Annotated in this window: 18 protein-coding genes and 5 tRNA genes; all 23 read right to left on the bottom strand. The window is 37.7% G+C overall.

What is annotated here, in order from left to right; all coding sequences use genetic code 11:
* Window positions 1–179: 179 nt before the first annotated feature.
* Window positions 180–497, bottom strand: coding sequence for a DUF3467 domain-containing protein (locus MR041_RS14355; RefSeq protein ID WP_242094945.1), 318 nt, complete (start codon window positions 495–497; stop codon window positions 180–182).
* 141 nt (window positions 498–638) lie between these two features.
* On the bottom strand, window positions 639–4,940 hold the full coding sequence (rpoC, locus tag MR041_RS14350) for a DNA-directed RNA polymerase subunit beta' (RefSeq protein ID WP_242094944.1): 4,302 nt from the start codon (window positions 4,938–4,940) through the stop codon (window positions 639–641).
* Window positions 4,941–5,012: 72 nt separating this feature from the next.
* Complete coding sequence (rpoB, locus tag MR041_RS14345) at window positions 5,013–8,825, bottom strand: DNA-directed RNA polymerase subunit beta (protein WP_242094943.1); 3,813 nt, start codon at window positions 8,823–8,825, stop codon at window positions 5,013–5,015.
* A 194-nt stretch (window positions 8,826–9,019) separates the two neighbouring features.
* The gene (gene rplL, locus MR041_RS14340; protein WP_242094942.1) at window positions 9,020–9,397 is read right to left on the bottom strand and encodes a 50S ribosomal protein L7/L12; all 378 of its coding nucleotides are present in this window, start codon (window positions 9,395–9,397) and stop codon (window positions 9,020–9,022) included.
* A 66-nt stretch (window positions 9,398–9,463) separates the two neighbouring features.
* Window positions 9,464–9,985: a 50S ribosomal protein L10 gene (rplJ, locus tag MR041_RS14335; RefSeq protein ID WP_242094941.1), complete on the bottom strand. Its 522-nt coding sequence runs from the start codon at window positions 9,983–9,985 to the stop codon at window positions 9,464–9,466.
* A 20-nt stretch (window positions 9,986–10,005) separates the two neighbouring features.
* Entirely contained in the window at window positions 10,006–10,695 is a 690-nt protein-coding gene (gene rplA / locus MR041_RS14330; protein ID WP_242094940.1) for a 50S ribosomal protein L1, read from the bottom strand.
* Window positions 10,696–10,715: 20 nt separating this feature from the next.
* Window positions 10,716–11,153 carry a 50S ribosomal protein L11 gene (gene rplK / locus MR041_RS14325; protein ID WP_242094939.1) on the bottom strand — a complete coding sequence of 146 codons (438 nt, stop codon included), beginning with the start codon at window positions 11,151–11,153 and terminating at the stop codon, window positions 10,716–10,718.
* A gap of 72 nt (window positions 11,154–11,225) precedes the next feature.
* Window positions 11,226–11,780 carry a transcription termination/antitermination protein NusG gene (nusG, locus tag MR041_RS14320; RefSeq protein WP_242094938.1) on the bottom strand — a complete coding sequence of 185 codons (555 nt, stop codon included), beginning with the start codon at window positions 11,778–11,780 and terminating at the stop codon, window positions 11,226–11,228.
* A 9-nt stretch (window positions 11,781–11,789) separates the two neighbouring features.
* A complete protein-coding gene (gene secE / locus MR041_RS14315) occupies window positions 11,790–11,987 on the bottom strand; it encodes a preprotein translocase subunit SecE (protein WP_242094937.1) in 198 nt (65 codons plus the stop codon).
* Between the two features lie 243 nt (window positions 11,988–12,230).
* A tRNA-Trp gene (locus tag MR041_RS14310) sits at window positions 12,231–12,303 on the bottom strand.
* A 255-nt stretch (window positions 12,304–12,558) separates the two neighbouring features.
* Window positions 12,559–13,746, bottom strand: a complete 1,188-nt coding sequence (gene tuf / locus MR041_RS14305) for an elongation factor Tu (protein WP_242094936.1) — start codon at window positions 13,744–13,746, stop codon at window positions 12,559–12,561.
* Window positions 13,747–13,804: 58 nt separating this feature from the next.
* Window positions 13,805–13,876, bottom strand: a tRNA-Thr gene (locus MR041_RS14300).
* A gap of 198 nt (window positions 13,877–14,074) precedes the next feature.
* Window positions 14,075–14,147 (bottom strand) — tRNA-Gly (locus MR041_RS14295).
* Window positions 14,148–14,267: 120 nt separating this feature from the next.
* Window positions 14,268–14,349, bottom strand: a tRNA-Tyr gene (locus MR041_RS14290).
* 24 nt (window positions 14,350–14,373) lie between these two features.
* Window positions 14,374–14,450, bottom strand: a tRNA-Thr gene (locus MR041_RS14285).
* A gap of 100 nt (window positions 14,451–14,550) precedes the next feature.
* A complete protein-coding gene (gene hpf / locus MR041_RS14280; protein WP_242094935.1) occupies window positions 14,551–14,853 on the bottom strand; it encodes a ribosome hibernation-promoting factor, HPF/YfiA family in 303 nt (100 codons plus the stop codon).
* A gap of 34 nt (window positions 14,854–14,887) precedes the next feature.
* The gene (locus MR041_RS14275; protein WP_242094934.1) at window positions 14,888–15,781 is read right to left on the bottom strand and encodes a tyrosine-type recombinase/integrase; all 894 of its coding nucleotides are present in this window, start codon (window positions 15,779–15,781) and stop codon (window positions 14,888–14,890) included.
* A 133-nt stretch (window positions 15,782–15,914) separates the two neighbouring features.
* Window positions 15,915–16,109, bottom strand: coding sequence for a 30S ribosomal protein S21 (gene rpsU / locus MR041_RS14270; protein ID WP_242094933.1), 195 nt, complete (start codon window positions 16,107–16,109; stop codon window positions 15,915–15,917).
* 127 nt (window positions 16,110–16,236) lie between these two features.
* Complete coding sequence (locus MR041_RS14265) at window positions 16,237–17,394, bottom strand: acyl-CoA dehydrogenase family protein (protein ID WP_242094932.1); 1,158 nt, start codon at window positions 17,392–17,394, stop codon at window positions 16,237–16,239.
* 1 nt (window position 17,395) lies between these two features.
* Window positions 17,396–18,259 carry a ComEA family DNA-binding protein gene (locus MR041_RS14260; protein WP_242094931.1) on the bottom strand — a complete coding sequence of 288 codons (864 nt, stop codon included), beginning with the start codon at window positions 18,257–18,259 and terminating at the stop codon, window positions 17,396–17,398.
* A 35-nt stretch (window positions 18,260–18,294) separates the two neighbouring features.
* Window positions 18,295–19,995: an alanine/glycine:cation symporter family protein gene (locus tag MR041_RS14255; RefSeq protein WP_242094930.1), complete on the bottom strand. Its 1,701-nt coding sequence runs from the start codon at window positions 19,993–19,995 to the stop codon at window positions 18,295–18,297.
* Window positions 19,996–20,197: 202 nt separating this feature from the next.
* Window positions 20,198–21,220, bottom strand: coding sequence for a potassium channel family protein (locus MR041_RS14250; RefSeq protein ID WP_242094929.1), 1,023 nt, complete (start codon window positions 21,218–21,220; stop codon window positions 20,198–20,200).
* A gap of 3 nt (window positions 21,221–21,223) precedes the next feature.
* Entirely contained in the window at window positions 21,224–21,448 is a 225-nt protein-coding gene (locus MR041_RS14245) for a PspC domain-containing protein (RefSeq protein ID WP_242094928.1), read from the bottom strand.
* Window positions 21,449–21,457 lie beyond the last annotated feature (9 nt).

Raw genomic sequence — 21,457 nt, 5'->3', positions numbered from 1 at the left:
AATTCAAAGGTATGGGCGGTTGCTCGCGGAAATATCTCGAGCAATCGCGCTCAAATCGGCTGGTTAAGTCCAAGCCAACTAAGCCTGACCTGCTGGTCCAAAATTCAAAGGTATGGGCGGTTGCTCGCGGAAATATCTCGAGCAATCGCGCTCAAATCGGCTGGTTAAGTCCAAGCCAACTAAGCCTGACCTGCTGGTCCAAAATTCAAAGGTATGGGCGGTTGCTCGTAATCCTTGATTTCACCATGGGCATTTTCGAAACGTGCAATATTATCGCCCAAGGCCTTAAGCAAACGCTTGGCGTGCTGCGGTGTTAAAATAATTCTAGACTTTACTTTATTCTTAGGGACCCCTGGCATGATATTTACAAAATCAATTACGAACTCTGAAACCGAGTGGTTAATTATTGCCAAATTTGAATACGTCCCTTCGGCCACCTTTTCATCCAGTTCTATATTAATTTGTCCTTGCTTTTTGTTGTCGTTTTCGTTTGCCATATTATGTTATGTTTAAATATAAAAGCCTTCAGGTAATATATACGTGAAGGCCTTTATTTAATTATTGATTAAGAAGCCGCGAATTCCCCCTCCATTCAAAAAAAACTATAGGGCTTTGGAATTCGCTTTTCTATGGAATTGTTAATTATAATTCAATTCTTGCTTCACTTGCATCATTTCTTCGAACTCTTCTTTGGAACCCACTATGATATTCGAATAGTTTCTCATTCCGGTACCGGCAGGAATTCGATGTCCTACAATGACATTTTCCTTTAAACCTTCTAAGGTATCCACCTTACCTGCAACTGCAGCTTCATTGAGAACTTTGGTGGTTTCCTGGAACGATGCCGCCGAGATAAATGATTTCGTTTGAAGAGATGCTCTTGTAATACCCTGCAATATAGGTGTCGCAGTAGCGGGTTGCGCGTCTCTGGCCACTACAAGTTGCTTGTCTTCACGTCGTAAAATGGAATTTTCGTCCCTCAATTGACGCGGCGACACAATTTGACCCGCTTTAAGATTTTCGGAATCTCCTGGCTCTTCAATGACCTTCATTCCAAAAATATCATCATTTTCTTTTATGAAGTCGGACTTGTGTACCAATTGATCCTCCAAGAACAAGGTATCCCCAGAATCGATAATGCGAACTTTGCGCATCATTTGCCTTACAACAACCTCAAAGTGCTTATCGTTTATCTTCACACCTTGCAATCTATAAACCTCTTGTACTTCGTTAACAAGATATTGCTGAACCGCAGATGGGCCCTTAATATTCAAAATATCATCTGGGGTAACGGATCCATCGGATAATGGCATACCGGCCTTAACGTAATCATTTTCCTGAACAAGAATTTGATTGGATAGTTTCACCAGGTATTTCTTTACTTCCCCTAATTTGGATTCCACAATAATTTCTCGGTTTCCTCTTTTAATCTTTCCAAAAGAAACGACGCCATCTATCTCACTTACAACAGCAGGATTCGAAGGATTTCTCGCCTCGAATAACTCCGTTACACGTGGTAAACCACCTGTAATATCACCTGCTTTAGCAGATTTACGAGGGATCTTCACTAAAATTTTACCAACATTAATCTTCTCGCCATCATCAATCATTAAGTGAGCCCCCACAGGTAGGTTATAAGAACGAATAACTTCACCTTTACCATCTTCAATATGAAGGGTAGGAATCAATTTCTTATTTCGTGATTCTGAAATTACTTTTTCCTGGAAACCAGTTTGTTCATCAATTTCTACCTGATAAGTTACACCTTGTTCAATATTCTCATATTTCACTTTACCAGAAAATTCAGAAATAATCACACCATTATATGGATCCCAAGTACAGACAACATCACCTTTCTTAAGTTCATCTCCACCCCTAACATACAATGTCGATCCATAAGGAATATTATTGGTACTTAAGGCTATACCTGTTTTCTTATCAATTAATTTAATCTCGGTAGTACGCGAAATAACTATATCAACCTCGTTTCCTTCACCATCCTTACCTTTAACCGTTTTAAGGTCTTCGATTTCTGCGATACCGTCAAACTTAACGGCCAATTTGTTTTCTTCGGATATGTTACCTGCGATACCACCAACGTGGAACGTACGCAACGTCAGCTGAGTACCAGGCTCACCAATAGATTGAGCAGCGACAACACCTACAGCTTCACCGCGTTGTACCATTTTACCTGTAGCAAGGTTACGGCCATAGCACTTCGCACAGATACCCTGTAAAGCTTCACACGTTAGTGGTGAACGTACTTCTACAGATTCAATCGGTGTTTCTCCTATAGCTTTAGCAATTTCATCTTCAATTAATTCCCCCGCAGAAACCAATAACTCATCGGTTAAAGGATTGTAAACATCATTTAAAGAAACTCGCCCAACGATTCGCTCTTCGAGAGTTTCAACAACTTCATCGTTCTTCTTTAATGGTTCGACTTCAACACCGCGTAATGTACCACAGTCTTCAGAGTTGATGATCACATCTTGAGAAACATCCACCAAACGACGTGTTAAGTAACCGGCATCGGCCGTTTTAAGTGCAGTATCGGCCAAACCTTTACGCGCACCATGCGTAGAGATAAAATATTCTAAAATTGAAAGACCTTCTTTAAAGTTAGAAAGAATTGGATTTTCAATAATCTCACCTCCCCCAGCATTAGACTTCTTAGGTTTTGCCATTAATCCTCGCATTCCGGTAAGCTGACGAATCTGTTCCTTGGAACCACGAGCACCGGAATCAAGCATCATGAATACAGAGTTAAATCCTTGCTGATCTTCACGAATACGTTTCATAGATAACTCGGTCAATTCAGCATTTGTGGAAGTCCAAATATCAATGACCTGGTTATAACGTTCGTTATTTGTTATAAGCCCCATATTATAGTTGGCCATTATCCCATCCACCTGCTTATTTGCACTTTCTATCATGTTCTGTTTTTCCGGAGGTATAATGATATCTCCCAAACTGAATGACAATCCTCCCTGGAATGCAAACTGGAACCCTAATGTTCGAATCGCATCCAAGAATTCGGCAGTTTCCGGAACAGAGGTTACCTTAAGAATAGCCCCGATAATATCCCTCAAAGATTTTTTAGTTAATACCTGATTAATGTAACCTGCTGCCTGAGGTACGTGCTGATTAAACAACACACGTCCAACAGTGGTTTCGATTATCATTGGTTCTAACTTTCCATCCTTGTTTATATCAAGTGTTCTCACTTTAACACCTGCATTTAAATCTACCTTTTTCTCATTAAAGGCAATCTCTACTTCCTCCGGTGAATAGAACGTTAGTCCTTCTCCTTTAATTGGATTTTCAGGAGTAGACTTGCGTTCTTTAGTCATGTAGTACAATCCAAGGACCATGTCCTGAGATGGTACGGTTACCGGAGACCCATTCGCAGGATTAAGTATATTATGCGAAGCCAACATTAATAATTGACATTCTAATATGGCCTCAGGACCTAATGGTAAGTGAACTGCCATCTGGTCGCCATCAAAATCCGCGTTAAAGGCAGTACACACCAACGGGTGTAATTGTATCGCCTTACCTTCGATTAATTTTGGTTGAAATGCTTGAATCCCTAAACGGTGTAATGTTGGAGCACGGTTGAGTAATACGGGATGACCTTTAAGCACGTTTTCCAAAATATCCCAGACCACGGGCTCTCTTTTATCAATAATTTTCTTAGCTGACTTTACGGTTTTTACAATACCTCTTTCAATTAATTTTCTAATTACAAATGGTTTGTAAAGTTCCGCCGCCATATTTTTTGGCAATCCACATTCAAAAAGCTTTAACTCCGGTCCAACTACAATAACCGAACGCGCGGAGTAATCAACACGCTTACCTAATAAATTCTGACGAAAACGCCCTTGTTTTCCCTTTAAAGAATCCGATAAAGATTTAAGCGGTCTGTTGGAATCTGTTTTAACGGCCGACGATTTACGGGTGTTATCAAATAATGAATCTACAGATTCCTGTAACATACGCTTTTCGTTTCTCAGGATAACCTCAGGAGCTTTAATCTCGACCAATCGCTTCAAACGGTTATTTCTGATAATGACACGACGGTAAAGATCATTCAAATCTGAAGTTGCAAACCTACCACCGTCCAAAGGCACCAAAGGACGTAATTCTGGCGGTATAACAGGGATTACTTTCATAATCATCCATTCCGGACGATTTTCACGATTGTTATTGGCTTCCCTCAGCGCCTCTACAACTTGAAGACGCTTTAATGCTTCAGTTTTACGTTGTTTAGAGGTTTCTGTATTGGCCTTATGTCTCAACTCATAGGATAGGGATTCCAGATCAATTCTCGCTAATAGTTCAATTAAGCATTCTGCTCCCATTTTAGCTAAGAACTTATTTGGATCCGTATCATCTAAATATTGGTTATCCTGCGGTAAGGATTCAAGTATATTTAGGTATTCTTCTTCAGTCAAGAAATCCATCTTTTGTAATGGTTCTCCCTCCTCGTTCTTTGCAATTCCGGGTTGAATTACCACGTAACGTTCGTAGTAAATTATCATATCCAACTTCTTGGATGGTAATCCCAGGAGGTAACCAATTTTGTTCGGTAATGAGCGGAAATACCAAATATGGGCCACAGGCACGACCAAGTTAATATGTCCAACTCTGTCACGTCGTACTTTCTTTTCAGTAACTTCAACACCACAACGGTCGCAAACAATACCTTTATATCGAATTCGCTTGTATTTTCCACATGCACACTCATAATCCTTTACAGGACCAAAAATGCGCTCACAAAACAAACCATCTCGTTCCGGCTTGTGCGTACGATAATTTATAGTTTCAGGTTTTAATACCTCACCATTTGATTCTGCCAAAATAGATTCAGGTGAAGCCAATCCAATTGAGATTTTGTTAAACCTCTTTACTGCATTCTTATCTTGTTTTCTTGCCATTTTCTTAAGTTTTCAGTTATAGCCCAACATCAGGTCCTCATATGAACCGAAAAACGAGGCTTTAACCATTTTTTACTCCTCTAATCTGATATCTAATCCCAAACCTTTAAGTTCATGCATCAATACATTGAAAGATTCAGGTAGTCCTGGATCCGGCATTGGTTCACCCTTCACAATACTTTCGTAAGTTTTGGCTCTACCAATTACATCATCCGATTTTACGGTTAAAATCTCACGTAAGGTACTTGAAGCACCATATGCCTCCAGTGCCCAAACTTCCATTTCACCAAATCGTTGTCCACCGAATTGCGCTTTACCTCCTAGGGGTTGTTGCGTAATTAGTGAGTAAGGACCTATAGATCGAGCATGCATTTTATCGTCAACCATATGTCCTAATTTCAACATATAAATTACACCGACGGTAGCAGCTTGATCAAAGCGCTCTCCAGTTCCTCCATCATATAAATGGGTGTGACCAAAACGAGGAATTGCGGCTTCGTCCGTAAGCTCATTTATTTGATCGATCGTAGCACCGTCAAAAATAGGTGTCGCAAATTGACGACCTAATTTCTGTCCGGCCCATCCTAATACCGTTTCATAAATCTGACCTATATTCATACGTGATGGTACACCTAATGGATTCAACACAATATCAACAGGGGTTCCATCTTCAAGAAATGGCATATCCTCTTCGCGAACAATACGCGCTACAATACCTTTATTACCATGGCGTCCAGCCATCTTATCACCTACTTTTAGTTTACGCTTTTTAGCAATGTAGACTTTAGCCAGTTTGATTATACCAGCTGGTAATTCATCTCCTACAGAAATGGTAAACTTCTCACGACGTAAAGAACCTTGAAGGTCATTCTCCTTAATTTTATAATTATGAATCAAATCTGCAACCAACTGATTGGTATGATCGTCCGTTGTCCATTTACCTGAAACTAAATGCGCATAATCATCAACAGCATTTAACATTTTAAGTGTAAATTTCTTGCCTTTAGGAAGCACTTCCTCTCCTAAGTCATTATAAACACCTTGTGCTGTTTTACCATTGACAATAGCGAATAATTTTTCAATTAAGACATTCTTTAATTCGTCAAATTTGGCATCGTAAATACCTTCCAGCTGAAGAATATCATCCTTATCCTGAGCACGTTTTCTTTTATCTTTAACTGCTCGAGCAAATAATTTTTTGTCTATTACAACGCCATTTAAAGATGGTGAAGCTTTTAATGATGCATCTTTAACATCTCCCGCTTTATCACCAAAAATGGCTCGTAATAATTTCTCCTCCGGAGTAGGATCACTTTCTCCTTTTGGTGTAATTTTACCTATTAAAATATCACCAGGCTTAACCTCTGCACCAATTCGAATCATCCCATTTTCATCCAAATCTTTTGTAGCTTCTTCAGAAACGTTTGGAATGTCGTTCGTCAATTCTTCATTACCAAGTTTGGTGTCTCTAACTTCAAGTGAATACTCATCAATATGAATAGAAGTGAATATATCTTCACGAACTACTTTTTCAGATATCACAATAGCATCCTCAAAGTTATACCCCTTCCATGGCATAAAGGCCACTTTCATATTTCTACCAAGTGCCAGTTCACCATTCTGTGTAGCATAACCTTCACATAATACTTGTCCCTTTGTCACCTTATCGCCCTTAATAACAATAGGCTTCAGGTTGATGGCAGTACCTTGATTTGTTTTTCTGAATTTTACAAGTTCATAAGTCTTAATATCACTATCGAAACTTACCTTTGCCTCGTCTTCAGTACGTTCGTATTTTATTTTAATCTCGTTAGCATCGACATAAAGCACCTCTCCATTGCCCTCTGCATTGATTAGCACCCTTGAATCCGATGCTACCTGACGCTCCAGACCGGTTCCCACAATAGGCGATTGTGGCAATAACAATGGTACTGCCTGCCGCATCATGTTAGATCCCATCAATGCACGGTTTGCATCATCATGTTCAAGGAATGGAATCAATGACGCCGATATTGATGATATCTGATTTGGTGCCACATCAGTGTAGTGGACACGAGTCGGCTCAACTACAGGAAAATCGCCTTCCATTCTGGAAATTACCTTATCATGAAGAATCTTTCCCTTATCGTCTACCTTAACGGTTGCCTGCGCAATTAATTTCTCTTCTTCTTCCTCTGCACTCAAGTATACAGGATCTCCCTTGATATCAACAACACCATTTTCAACCGCACGGTAAGGTGTTTCGATGAATCCCATGGAATTCACCTTAGCATATACGGAAAGAGAAGATATCAACCCAATATTCGGTCCTTCCGGTGTTTCAATCGGACATAAGCGACCGTAATGCGTATAATGCACATCACGCACCTCAAAACCAGCTCTTTCACGGGATAAACCACCAGGTCCTAAAGCAGATAAACGACGTTTATGTGTAATTTCCGCCAACGGATTGGTTTGATCCATGAACTGAGATAACTGGTTGGTTCCAAAGAACGAATTAATCACTGAAGACAGGGTCTTTGCATTGATCAAATCGATTGGAGTAAATACCTCATTGTCACGCACATTCATACGCTCACGTATCGTACGCGCCATACGAGCCAAACCAACACCAAACTGTTGTGATAATTGTTCTCCAACAGTTCTTACACGTCTGTTTGACAAGTGATCAATATCATCAATCTCTGCCTTTGAATTAATTAATTCTATTAAGTATTTTATAATGGTAATGATATCTTCCTTGGTCAGTACCTGCTTATCCATTCCGATATCAAGACCCAATTTCTTGTTCATTCTGTAACGCCCAACTTCACCCAGGGAATAACGCTGGTCACTAAAGAATAATTTATCAATTATTCCACGAGCAGTCTCTTCATCGGGTGGCTCAGCATTTCTAAGTTGACGATAAATATGCTCAACAGCCTCCTTTTCTGAATTGGTAGGATCTTTTTGAAGTGTATTATGAATTATCGCGTAGTCTCCCTGCTCTGAAGTTTCCTTATGCAAAAGAATAGTCTTTACTTCTGCTTCAAGAATTTCTTCTATATTTTCCTTATCAAGGACGGTATCACGATCTAAAACTATTTCGTTACGTTCAATGGATACAACTTCTCCTGTATCTTCATCCACAAAATCTTCATGCCAGGTGTTAAGCACCCGAGCCGCTAATTTTCTTCCTAAATACTTCTTCAATCCAGATTTAGATACTTTGACCTCTTCTGCCAAGTCAAAGATTTCCAGTATATCTTTATCGCGTTCAAATCCAATTGCGCGGAATAACGTAGTTACAGGTAATTTCTTTTTTCTATCAATATAGGCATACATTACCTGATTGATATCCGTAGCAAATTCTATCCAGGATCCTTTAAAAGGTATCACCCTTGCAGAGTACAATTTAGTACCATTGGCATGGAAAGATTGACCGAAGAATACACCAGGGGATCTGTGCAATTGAGATACTACAACGCGTTCAGCACCATTAATAACAAAAGTCCCACTTGGTGTCATGTAGGGAATGGTACCTAAATACACATCTTGAACAATGGTCTCAAAATCTTCATGTTCAGGATCTGTACAATATAATTTTAATCTCGCTTTAAGAGGGACACTGTAGGTAAGTCCTCTTTCAATACACTCTTCAATAGCATATCTCGGAGGATCTACAAAATAATCTAGAAATTCTAAAACGAATTGATTGCGGGAATCAGTTATTGGAAAATTTTCCATGAAGGTATTATATAAACCTTCGTCTCCTCTTTCTTCAGACTTTGTTTCTAACTGGAAAAAATCCTGAAAGGATTTAATTTGTATATCCAAGAAATCTGGATATTCGGTTCTGTTTACAATGGAGGAAAAATTTAATCTTTCAGCTTGTGTTGATAACATCAATGGACGAAATTTTGATTAAAAAATAGTGAAAGTGCCTAAAAGTGCACTAATTAAATGGGTCAAATAGCATGTTCATATTCTGCACACTATTGAATAATTTTTTTGGTATGTATTATATACGCAAAATGGTTTAGGCCTTATCCTAAATATTCGGGACAGACCTAAACCTATATTTTGTTTGAATGCTAAGCTTATTTAAGCTCAACTTCCGCTCCAGCTTCTTCTAATTGCGATTTTAACGCTTCAGCTTCATCTTTAGAAACAGCTTCCTTTATGGCGTTAGGTGCGCCATCAACTAGTTCTTTAGCTTCTTTAAGCCCTAAACCTGTTAATTCCTTAACCAATTTTACCACTGCTAACTTAGAAGCTCCAGGAGCTTTAAGTATGACATCAAATTCAGTTTGTGCCTCACCAGCATCGTCACCACCACCAGCGGCTGGACCAGCAACGGCTACTGCAGCAGCAGCAGGCTCAATACCATACTCTTCTTTTAATATAGTAGCTAACTCATTTACTTCTTTTACTGTTAAGTTAACTAATTGTTCTGCGAAATCTTTTAAATCTGCCATTTTTCTATCGTTTTAATAAATTTTTAATTTTAATATAATTGTAATAAAGTGCGAACTTATTTAAGTCTATCCTTCTTTTTCGGATAGTGTTTTAATAATTCCTGCAAGTTTTCCACCACCAGATTGTAACGCCGAAATAACGTTCTTGGCGGGAGACTGCAGTAAGGTTACGATATCCCCTATTAACTCCTCTCTAGATTTGATATCAACTAACGCATCTAATTGGTTGTCACCAATATAAATAGCCTCTTCGATAAAAGCACCTTTCAACAATGGTTTTTCAGATTTTTTTCTGAAGTTTTTAATAACCTTTGCTGGTGCATTACCAGTTTCGGAGTACATAACCGAGGTATTCCCTTTTAAAACTGTAGGAAGCTCTCCAAATTCTTTTTCTGAAGCTTCCATTGCTTTAGCAAGTAATGTGTTCTTTACTACCGCTAACTTTACATTCGCCTTAAAACAAGCGCGACGTAAATCTGAGGTAGCCCCTGCATTCAACCCTGAAATATCCGCCAAATAAATATTGGCATTATCGGCTAATTGTGCAGTTAAGTCTTTAATTACTTGCGATTTTTCTTCTCTTGTCATAATAAAAGTTTATTAACTAATTAACCAACTTTTGGGTCAACTGAAACACTAGGACTCATTGTACTTGATAAATGAATACTTTTAACGTAAGTACCTTTTGCGGCAGTTGGTTTTAATCTTAATAATGTTTGAATTAATTCATTTGCATTACCTGCAATTTTATCGGCGCTAAATGATGCCTTACCAATTGCAGCGTGAACAATCCCGGTTTTATCAACTTTAAAGTCAATTTTACCGGCTTTTACTTCACTTACAGCTTTAGCAATATCCATGGTGACCGTACCAGTTTTTGGGTTTGGCATTAAGCCACGCGGACCTAATATACGTCCTAATGGTCCTAATTTTCCCATAACACTGGGCATGGTAACAATGACGTCGACATCTGTCCAGCCACTTTTAATCTTGTCAAGGTATTCATCTAATCCGACATAATCAGCTCCTGCCTCCTTGGCTTCGGCTTCTTTATCAGGAGTAACCAGTGCTAAAACCTTCATATCCTTACCAGTACCATGAGGAAGAGATACAACACCTCTAACCATCTGATTTGCCTTTCTAGGATCAACTCCTAATCGCACCGCAATATCAACGGATGAATCAAATTTAGTATTGGTAATTTCCTTTACCAGGGCAGATGCTTCATCTAATGAATACAATCTCCCTTTTTCTATTTTTGCTAAAGCTTCCTTTTGCTTTTTTGTTAATCTTGCCATTTTTTAATGTCTTTAAACGATTAAGATGGAAACTTTCCTGTTACGGTAATTCCCATTGATCTTGCGGTACCAGCAACCATTTTCATCGCAGACTCGACTGTAAACGCATTTAAGTCCTGCATTTTATCTTCTGCAATGTTTCTGATCTGATCCCACGAAACTTTAGCTACTTTTCTTCGGTTTGGTTCTCCTGAACCCTTCTTTACTTTGGCCGCTTCTAATAATTGTACTGCAGCTGGAGGAGTTTTTATAACAAAATCAAACGATTTGTCTTTATAAACAGAGATAACAACAGGCAATACCTTACCGGCTTTGTCCTGAGTCCTTGCATTGAATTGCTTGCAAAACTCCATGATGTTAACTCCAGCAGCACCTAAAGCGGGTCCAACCGGTGGCGATGGATTCGCAGCACCTCCCCGAACTTGTAACTTAACTACTTTACCTAATTCTTTTGCCATTTTTAATAATTTAAACGGGTATAATTTTAAATGTGGAAGCTAAATTATACCTTATATATAGTGTAACAATTATTATACTTTTTCAACCTGCATATAACTCAATTCCAATGGTGTTTTTCTTCCAAAAATCTTAACCATTACCTCTAGTTTACGCTTTTCTTCATTTATTTTTTCAATAGTACCATCAAAACCATTGAAAGGCCCATCTATAACCTTAACTGTTTCTCCTTTTGTAAATGGAATAGCAACATTAGCCGTTTCCTCTATGGCAAGTTCATCAACTTTACCCAGCATTCTATTCACTTCGGATGGTCTAAGTGGTACCGGATCACCTCCTTTAGTTTCACCCAAAAAGCCAATTACATTAGTAACCGATCTTATTATATGTGGTACCTCTCCAGAAAGATTAGCTTGAATCATAATGTATCCGGGGAAGAAAACCTTTTCTTTACTAATTTTTTTTCCATTCCGGATTTGAATCACCTTCTCCGTTGGCACTAATACCTGATCAACATAATCCTGAAGACCCAACCGAGCTATTTCATTCTCAATGTAAGTCTTAATTTTGTTTTCCTGACCGCTAACAGCCCTAACTACATACCATTTTTTCTCACTTACTTCAGACATAATTTCTTTTTATCCGTTAATCCAATCAAAGTAAAGTGTAATAACCTTGCTGAAAACCGTATCAACTCCCCAAATCCCAAGAGAAAATATAATCGAAAAAACGGCTACAAGAACAGTTAATCTTTGAGCTTCAGCCCAAGGTGTCCATGTAACATTGTTTTTTAATTCTTCAAACGATTCTTTAATATAACTAACAATTCCAGCCATGTATCTAATCTTTATTAATCACCATTTCGAAGCAGTACACCCCGATATTTATTTTCAAATTAAACGTTCTCCGTTTTCCTAGCATAAACTTCTCGCTCTCAATCCTTGCTTCGCACGGGTTGAGAGACTTACCGCGGCTTCGCTCGGCATAAACTTCTCGCTCTCAATCCTTGCTTCGCACGGGTTGAGAGACTTACCGCGGCTTCGCTCGGCATAAACTTCTCGCTCTCAATCCTTGCTTCGCACGGGTTGAGAGACTCGAACTCCCGACACCTGGTTTTGGAGACCAGTGCTCTACCAACTGAGCTAAACCCGTAAATGAAAAGAGTACTTTTAAAATAGACTTCTAGCTCTTCTCAATTAATTCCTGTGGTTCCGTCTCGAGTACTCGAGATACCATAATGATTTCACAGAGACAATTATAACAATTGTTTGTTTCCACAAAATCAGTTTCCTATTTACCTTTTTTCAACACCTTATTAATTAAGGAAGGTAAACCCTTAATTATAAGTCAAAAGGCATCACGCATTTAGCGTGATACCTTGATTTATGTAACAATTAAACTTAATGTTTAATCTAAAATTTCAGTTACCTGACCAGCACCAACAGTTCTACCTCCCTCACGGATAGCAAAACGTAGACCAACATTCAATGCAATTGGCTGAATCAAATCTACAGTAATCGTAAGGTTATCACCTGGCATAACCATTTCAACACCACTTGGTAAAGAAATATTTCCTGTTACGTCAGTTGTACGTACATAAAACTGAGGACGGTAGTTATTGTGGAATGGCGTATGACGACCACCTTCTTCTTTTTTCAAGATATAAACTTCCGCTTTAAAGTGCTTATGAGGGGTTACAGAACCAGGTTTGGTAATAACCATTCCTCTTGAAATTTGAGTTTTCTCAATACCTCTTAATAAGATACCTGCATTATCACCTGCTTCTCCTCTGTCTAAAATCTGACGGAACATTTCAATACCTGTAATCGTAGAGGTTAATTTCTCAGCTCCCATACCGATAATCTCAACAGGATCACCAGTTTTAGCAATACCAGTTTCAATTCTACCAGTGGCAACCGTACCACGTCCAGTAATAGAGAATACATCTTCAATCGGCATTAAGAATGGCTTGTCCATATCACGCTCAGGCTCCTCAATCCAAGTGTCACAAGCTTCCATTAATTCCATTACAGTGTCTACCCACTTTTGCTCACCATTAAGAGCTCCTAAGGCAGAACCTGAAATAACTGGACCATTGTCACCGTCGTACTCGTAGAAGTTCAACAAATCTCTAACTTCCATATCTACAAGCTCTAAAAGCTCCTCATCATCAACCATATCAACTTTGTTCAGAAAAACAACGATTCGTGGAATACCAACCTGACGTCCTAACAAGATGTGTTCACGTGTTTGTGGCATAGGTCCATCAGTAGCGGCAACTACCAAAATAGCACCATCCATTTGGGCAGCACCAGTTACCATGTTCTTTACGTAATCCGCGTGTCCTGGACAATCTACGTGAGCATAGTGACGATTAGCAGTTTGATACTCAACGTGAGACGTGTTGATAGTAATACCTCTTTCTTTCTCTTCTGGAGCATTGTCAATTTGATCAAAAGATTTTGCTTCTGATAACCCTGCATCTGCTAATACTTTTGTAATAGCGGCAGTTAATGTTGTTTTACCGTGATCTACGTGTCCAATAGTACCTATATTTAAATGCGGTTTTGAACGATCGAAAGTTCCTTTTGCCATGTTAAAAAATTTTAATCTTAGTTATATAATAATATTAGTGTCCTTTATTTATATTTTGAGCCAATGACGGGATTTGAACCCGTGACCTCTTCCTTACCAAGGAAACGCTCTACCCCTGAGCTACACCGGCATATTGTTTACGAAACCCAACGTAATGACTAGAATCCTAGTCGTCTGTTATGGCAATACTCGCTTAAGCAACTCGTTTACATAAGAGCCAGGGACCGGGTTTACCACAACTTCCCAAAGCATATCCTTCGTATCACAGTCCGTCATTTATTTAAAACAAGAATAACAACAACGCCTTGCTTTTAAAATAAACGCTTCGAGCGGGAGACCGGGTTCGAACCGGCGACATTCAGCTTGGAAGGCTGACGCTCTACCAACTGAGCTACTCCCGCAAATTTTTAGGATTTCACATTTTGTAAATGAATCCCTCTCGGGTATCCCCGAAATTTAAATTTCCAGCCTCAAATTTATCGCATTTAACTTATACAAAAATCTAAGTCGAAATTTTCATGTGGGGAGAGCAGGATTCGAACCTGCGAAGACATAGTCAACAGATTTACAGTCTGTCCTCGTTGGCCGCTTGAGTATCTCCCCAAACTATTATGTTATAAGAACTTATGGAGCCTCCAGAGGGACTCGAACCCACGACCTGCTGATTACAAATCAGCTGCTCTAGCCAGCTGAGCTATGGAGGCTTTTCATTACTTTTTAATCATAAAAAAAGCCCGTCATTTCTAACGGACTGCAAATGTATATATTTATTTTCTTATTCAAAACATTTTTTCGAAAATTTTGTTATGAATGTGCTCTCAGTTTTTCTTTTCTCTTTATGAGCTGCCGCTCCAGTGATGATACGGCCATATCAGCGCCTTCTTCAAACGATTTACATTGTTTTTTAACCACCAAACTATCCCCTGGAACACTCACTCGGGCTTCAAATATCTTATTCTCTTTATCACTTGTATTTTCAACCTTTAAATAGACGTCAGATTGTATCACTTTGTCATAAAACAATTCCAACTTATCCATTCGTTTCTGGATAAACGCCAACAACTTTTTGTCTGCATTAAAATTTACCGACTGGGTGTTTACTTTCATAGTTATACTTTTTAGGTTAGACACTGCTTTATTGCTATTTTTTACTTCTTGGATGTGCTTTAACATGTACTTTTTTTAACTCTGAAATACTATTATGTGTGTACACTTGAGTAGCAGCTAAACTTGAATGTCCAAGAAGTTCTTTAACAGCATTTAAATCTGCACCTTGGTTTAATAAATGGGTTGCAAAAGAGTGGCGCAATATGTGAGGACTCTTTTTTACTTTTGAAGATGCCTTACTAAAATAATTATTTATTATTCTGTAAACAAGTGTTTCATTAATTTTAACCCCTTTTCTGGTCAAAAATAAATGCTCTTTGTCCATTTTATCTTCCATATTATTTCGGCATTCCAAATACCTGTTTATAGTTTCTAAGGTACAATCTAATAACGGTAGAATACGCTCTTTATTTCTTTTTCCAATAACCTTTAAAGTTTTGCTTTGTAAGTTTATATTATTCAATCTGAGATTAACAAGTTCAATTCTTCTGATACCAGTGGAGTAAAATAACTCTATAATCAATTTATCTCTTATGCCCTCAAAGCTTTCATCAAAAACAAACTCATCCAAAACCTTATCTATTTCCATTTTTGAGAATGGTACCTGAACCTTTTTATTGGTTTTCAATGCTCTGTGCTTCGATAAAGGATTCGATTCAATCGCTCCTACTTTTAGGAGAAATTTAAAATAAGAATTTAGGGAAGAAATTTTTCTGTTAATACTCCTGTTAGAAATATGTTGTTCAACCAAGTAAACTATCCAACTCCTTATTTCTGAATAATTCGTATTACAAACTTCTTCGGAATTATATTCATCTCTCAAAAATTCTGAAAAACCAGCTAAATCACTTGTATATGCTTTTACAGTTAAAGCAGAATAATTCTTTTCTAGAATCAAATAATCAGTAAAAGCCTTTAAAGCATTCAATGGGTGTAAGTTCTTTGTTTGACGTTTAAAATTAGAAAAAACAACTGTTAAAAACTAATTAATTAAATGGCGTAAACATTAGCAAAAAAAAAATCCCGCACTATGGCGGGATTATATTTTTCAATTCAGCATCTTAAATTTCCTCGGCATCTCTTAGCCTTTGAATATGTTGTGCTTTTTGAATCTGTGCTCTACGTTCTACTGAAGGTTTTGTAAATTGCTTTCGCTGTTGCAATTGACGCTTAACACCTGTCCTGTCAAATTTTCGCTTGAAACGTTTTAACGCGCGATCTATATTTTCTCCTTCCTTAATAGGTATTATTAACATAATGCTTTAACCTCCTTTCTTTTAGAATTTGTGGGTGCAAATATAATTAATTAATCACAATGACAAATTAAAATCTTGATAATTATTTTATTTCTACAATGGGGTTAGACTATAGGGCTGATAAAATTCAAGTTGCCGGTTTATACTCCTTCTTATCAATACATATTTTGGCAAGGATCTCTCTTAATATCTCAGATGTTCCTCCTCCAATCGGCCCTAATCTGCTATCCCTTAATAATCTTGCTAATGGATATTCCTCCATATAACCATAACCTCCTAAAAACTGTAAGCACTCATAAATAACCTCATCGGCCATTTTGGTCGATTTCAATTTTGATATGGTGGCTTCTTTTACAACATATTCACCATGATTCAATCGTTCGGCCACCTTGTAATTATAGGTTTTACACAATTCTATATCTGCAATCAAGTCAACAGCTTTATGCCGTAAAGCCTGGAATTGGTCTATCGTTTTACCAAATGCCTGTCGCTCCGACATAAACTTTAATGCATAGTCCATGGCATATTCAGCACGAGCATGCGCATTAATCCCCATAACCAATCGCTCCAATGCAAAGTGCTGAACGATATACCCAAATCCTTTACCCTTTTCTCCCAACAAATTAGCCATCGGAACCTTAACATTATCAAATGCTATCTCCCCTGTATCAGAGGCACGCCATCCTAATTTATCTAATTTTGTTGCTGAAACACCTTCAGCATCCCGGTCAACCACAAAGATACTCATCCCTTTATTACCTAATTCTGGACTGGTTTTAGCAGCCACAATCAAATAATCACTGTAGTAACCGTTGGTGATGAAAGTCTTAGAGCCATTAATGACAAAATAATCCCCATCTTTTATCGCAGTGGTTCGCATTCCTGCCACATCACTGCCACCAAACGGTTCAGTTACGCATAAGCATCCAATTTTATCTCCAGTAATACTCGCTCTTAAATAATCTTGTTTTACGTTTTCACTTCCCTCGGCATTGAGATGTGTCATTGCCAAATAGGCATGGGCCCAAATCGCTGCTGCAAAGCCACCCGAATTTATTTTCTGAAGTTCTTCAAGAAGGATAACAGTGTAGAACAAATCCAAATTTAAACCACCGTATTTCACTGGGTAGTTAATTCCAAAATATCCCATATCACCAAATTTTTTCCATATAAATCGGTCTATGGTTCCGGTTTTCTCCCAGGTTTCAATATGCGGAACAACTTCCTTTTTTAAAAAATCCTGTAGACTTTTTCTAAAAAGTTTATGCTCTTCGGTGAAGTACATACTACTCGGCTTTAATATTTTCGAGCGACAAATATAATTTAATTATCTCTAATTTATTAATCGGAAAGCCTCTAACTTTTATTAACTCGTCCAAAGTATTAAATCCATCTCTTAAAGTACGTTCTTCTAGAATGGAAAAGGCCAAATCGTAACTGATATGCCGGATTTTAACGAGTTGGGTCAGCGTAGCCTTATTTAAATCGACTTTTTCAATTGACTGAGAAGGCGTAACTGTAAATTTTCGCCTTATACTTTCAATAACTTCAGAAGATAGCCCATAAACATCATTTAACTCCACTAAATCCATAAATCCGTCAGGAAATCTATTTCTGTATTTAATTATTCTTTCAGAGAGCACCTTACCAATACCTTTTATGCTTTGTAATTGTTCGGCTGTTGCCTTATTCAAGTCAATTTTTTCTTCTTTTTTTATTAGGTACGGGTTGCTATTTGTATTTATAGTGGATCCCTTTTGATTTGTTATCCAATCTGGAAATTTAAAATATGGTGCCAAGGTGCCTAATAAAGAATCTGATATTTTTGTGACCTGCTGAAACTGTTCAACGGATGAAATCCATTGATCTTCTTTCCTAAACGCCAATAATCGATCTATTTCTTCATTGCTCATTCCAAGGAAACATCCCTTAAAATCATCTATGTAATTTGGATTGAATGGATATAGTTTCTTTTTACGCAGTTCAATTTCAATTTGTTTTAGTGAATCTATTTCACGAGAATATAGTTCGTAATCTCGTTTATTAAAAGGTATGGGGTCAGAAGAAAAATCGAGAAAGTAATATCCGAACTGAATCGCTATTATAATAAATGCCAATAAAAAAATCCCATTTCGTTCCTGTTTTGTCAAAATGAAATGGGATTTTAAATTAATCATTCTGATGGTTACCCGCTTATGGCATCCTGTTTCATTTTTATAGCGTCAACGTAACGCTTCAATTGTTTTTTAACTACCGGCATTAACAAGTACAAACCAACCATGTTAGGGAATACCATCGCAAATATCATGGCGTCAGAGAAGTCCCAAATAGATTTCATACTCGCTGCAGCTCCGATGACCACAAAAGTTAGAAATAAAATTTTATAAGTCAAATCTGCACGTTTACCTCTTCCAAAAAGGAATTTCCAAGACTGTAATCCATAATAACTCCAGGAAATCATAGTTGAAATTGCAAATAAGAACACTGCCACTGTTAAGAAGACATCGGAAAACGGGATATATTCGGCAAATGCTTTGGCTGTTATACCCGCGCCTTCATAAGGAATTCCTTCAATAAGTACTGCACCCTGACCATCGCCACCGTATTGGAAGAATCCTCCAAAATTGAAAATAATGATTACTAAAGCAGTCATGGTACATATAACGACAGTATCTATAAAAGGCTCCAATAAAGCCACTAATCCTTCGGATGCAGAATATTTCGTTTTTACTGCAGAGTGCGCTATAGAAGCTGATCCGGCTCCGGCCTCATTGGAAAAAGCAGCTCTTTTAAAACCTACCAAAAGGACTCCGATAAACCCACCAACACCAATCGCTGTTGGATTAAAAGCTTCTGTTACAATTAGTCCGATGGCATCATCTATTAAACTAAAGTTACCAAAAATGATGTATAGACAGCAAAGGATATATAATACCGCCATAAAAGGTACTATTTTTTCGGTAACAGATGCAATCCTCTTAATACCTCCAATGATAATAATTCCGACCACTAAAGCTATAATTAAACCAATTACGGTACCTGCCATTGTACTTTCCAGACCAAGAAGTTCTTTTACTACAATGGTAGCCTGATTGGATTGAGCGGCATTGCCTCCTCCAAATGATCCACCAATACAAAAAATCGCAAATAATACAGCGGCAATCTTACCTAATGTCTTAAATCCCTTTTCTTTTAACCCTTTTGTTAAATAATACATGGGACCGCCATATACTGTACCATCTTTCCCAACATCTCTATAATGTACACCCAAGGTACATTCAACAAATTTTGTTGACATGCCGAGAAGACCACAAATAACCATCCAAAAAGTCGCTCCCGGGCCACCAAGAGCAATGGCCAACGCTACCCCTGCTATATTACCATTTCCTACAGTACCGGAAACTGCTGTTGCCAATGCCTGAAAGTGAGAGACCTCCCCGTGTGAACTTTCATCTCGTATGGTTTCCTTAATATCTCCGTCGATCTCCAAATCACTGTGAATACTTTCTATATTCTCAATATGCTCTTCAATATCATCCACCTTATTGAGATCAACACCCTGGGCAATGCCATCTTCCCCATACAGGATTTGTGCACCATGCTTTTCAATATCTTCATATTTCCCTCTTACTACATTTATCGCTGTCCAAAAATGCCTGATATTAGGAAACTTAAAATACACGGTGAACAGAGCCGCACTAAATACCAATAAGATTAATACAAAAGGGGTATTATCGATCTTAAAAAAGATCACATTCGAGAAGAAGTCCGAAACAGGTTTAAATGCTTCATCTATTTGTTGATCTATTCCTTTCTCTATTGTTTCCTGAGCATTGGTTATGAATGGGAGTATAAAGGCTAACGTTGAAAATAGATATTTCTTCATAAAATAATTCAATTTAAAAAGTGGCAAGATGCTAAAAATTATTCATTTAAACGAATCAGAGGGGTGAAAAAACGGTAATACAAGTTCATATTTTTGAAATTCAGATAGACAAACTCGTGAATCACAAAAATTTGGTCCTCTAAAATAACCACGTCATGTTGCTATGAAAAAAGAGTTGGGAGATCTCAATCTAAATGTACTACTAGTCTATATTATAGGTAGAATTTAAGGCTTCGATCTGCTCTGGTCGGCCCAATACAATAATTTTTGAGTTTATTGCCAATTCCAACTCCGCTTCAGGATTCACGATATATTCTCCATTTTCATCTTTATACCCAATTACAGTGCATCCGGTTTTTCTTCTTAAATCTAAATCCTTAATCGTTTTTGACGATTTACCGGAGTATAACTTCTCTACTGCAACTTCCTCAATATTGATATTATTTTTACCTACTATGGAAAGATTATCTATAAACTCCATTAAGCCCGGAACCACAACTAAAGAGGCCATATGACTACCACCTATGTTATCCGGTAAAATAACATTATTGGCACCTGCAAACTTAAGTTTGTCGTAAGAAGATTCATTTGAGGCACGACTTATAATATTTATGTTTCTATTAATCTGTCTGGTCGAAAGCACGACGAATAAATTATCCGCATCATTGGGAAGTGCCGAAATAAAATTTGAAGCCCTATCGATTCCAGCTCGGATTAACACCTCATCTTCATTAGCATTCCCGATGATATAGGGAACATTATCCATCTGTAATCGTTCCTCCAGATCCCTGTTTCTTTCGATAACCACGAATTCTCTTTTATGAGCCATTAGTTTTTTTACAGCTTGCTTTCCGTTACGTCCATAACCGCAAACTACAACATGGTTCCTGAATCCATCTATTTCTTTCTGCATCTTTTTTTGTTTTAGTTCTTCAATATTATTCTTACTTAAAATATACTCTGTGATAACAGACAAGGCATAACCTACTATAACTACACTTGCTAAGATTAAAAAAATCGTAAATATTTTTGCCTCTTCATCTAATGGAATGACTTCACCAAATCCAACCGTAGTCATTGTTATTACTGTCATGTAAAAAGCATCCACCCAGGAATAACCGGAGATCATGACGTAACCAAAAACTCCAATTAACATGATAATTATAAGCAAAAATATAGCTGTATAAATTTTGGTTCTGAAAAAACGTATTAAGGGATTTGTCATAAACTATAAGTCGAATACTGATGAACGCTTGGTATAAATTAAATCTTTAATTCGCATCCAAAATGCTAAAAATAAATATAAGGCAAAACCAAATCCTAAAGTAACAAAAGTGAGATACATGAAAGAAGTTCGAACCACTTTAGCCCGGATACCCAGGCGATCTGCTATGCGCTGACAGACATAATATCCATGTTTTTGAAAAAAGAGTAATGGTTTATAAATATTCATGCCGCAATT

Source organism: Aestuariivivens sediminicola (assembly GCF_022662015.1).
Taxonomy (GTDB): domain Bacteria; phylum Bacteroidota; class Bacteroidia; order Flavobacteriales; family Flavobacteriaceae; genus Aestuariivivens; species Aestuariivivens sediminicola.
The sequence above is the reverse complement of the archived record's forward strand: the minus strand, read 5'-3'. Positions and strand labels throughout refer to the sequence as shown.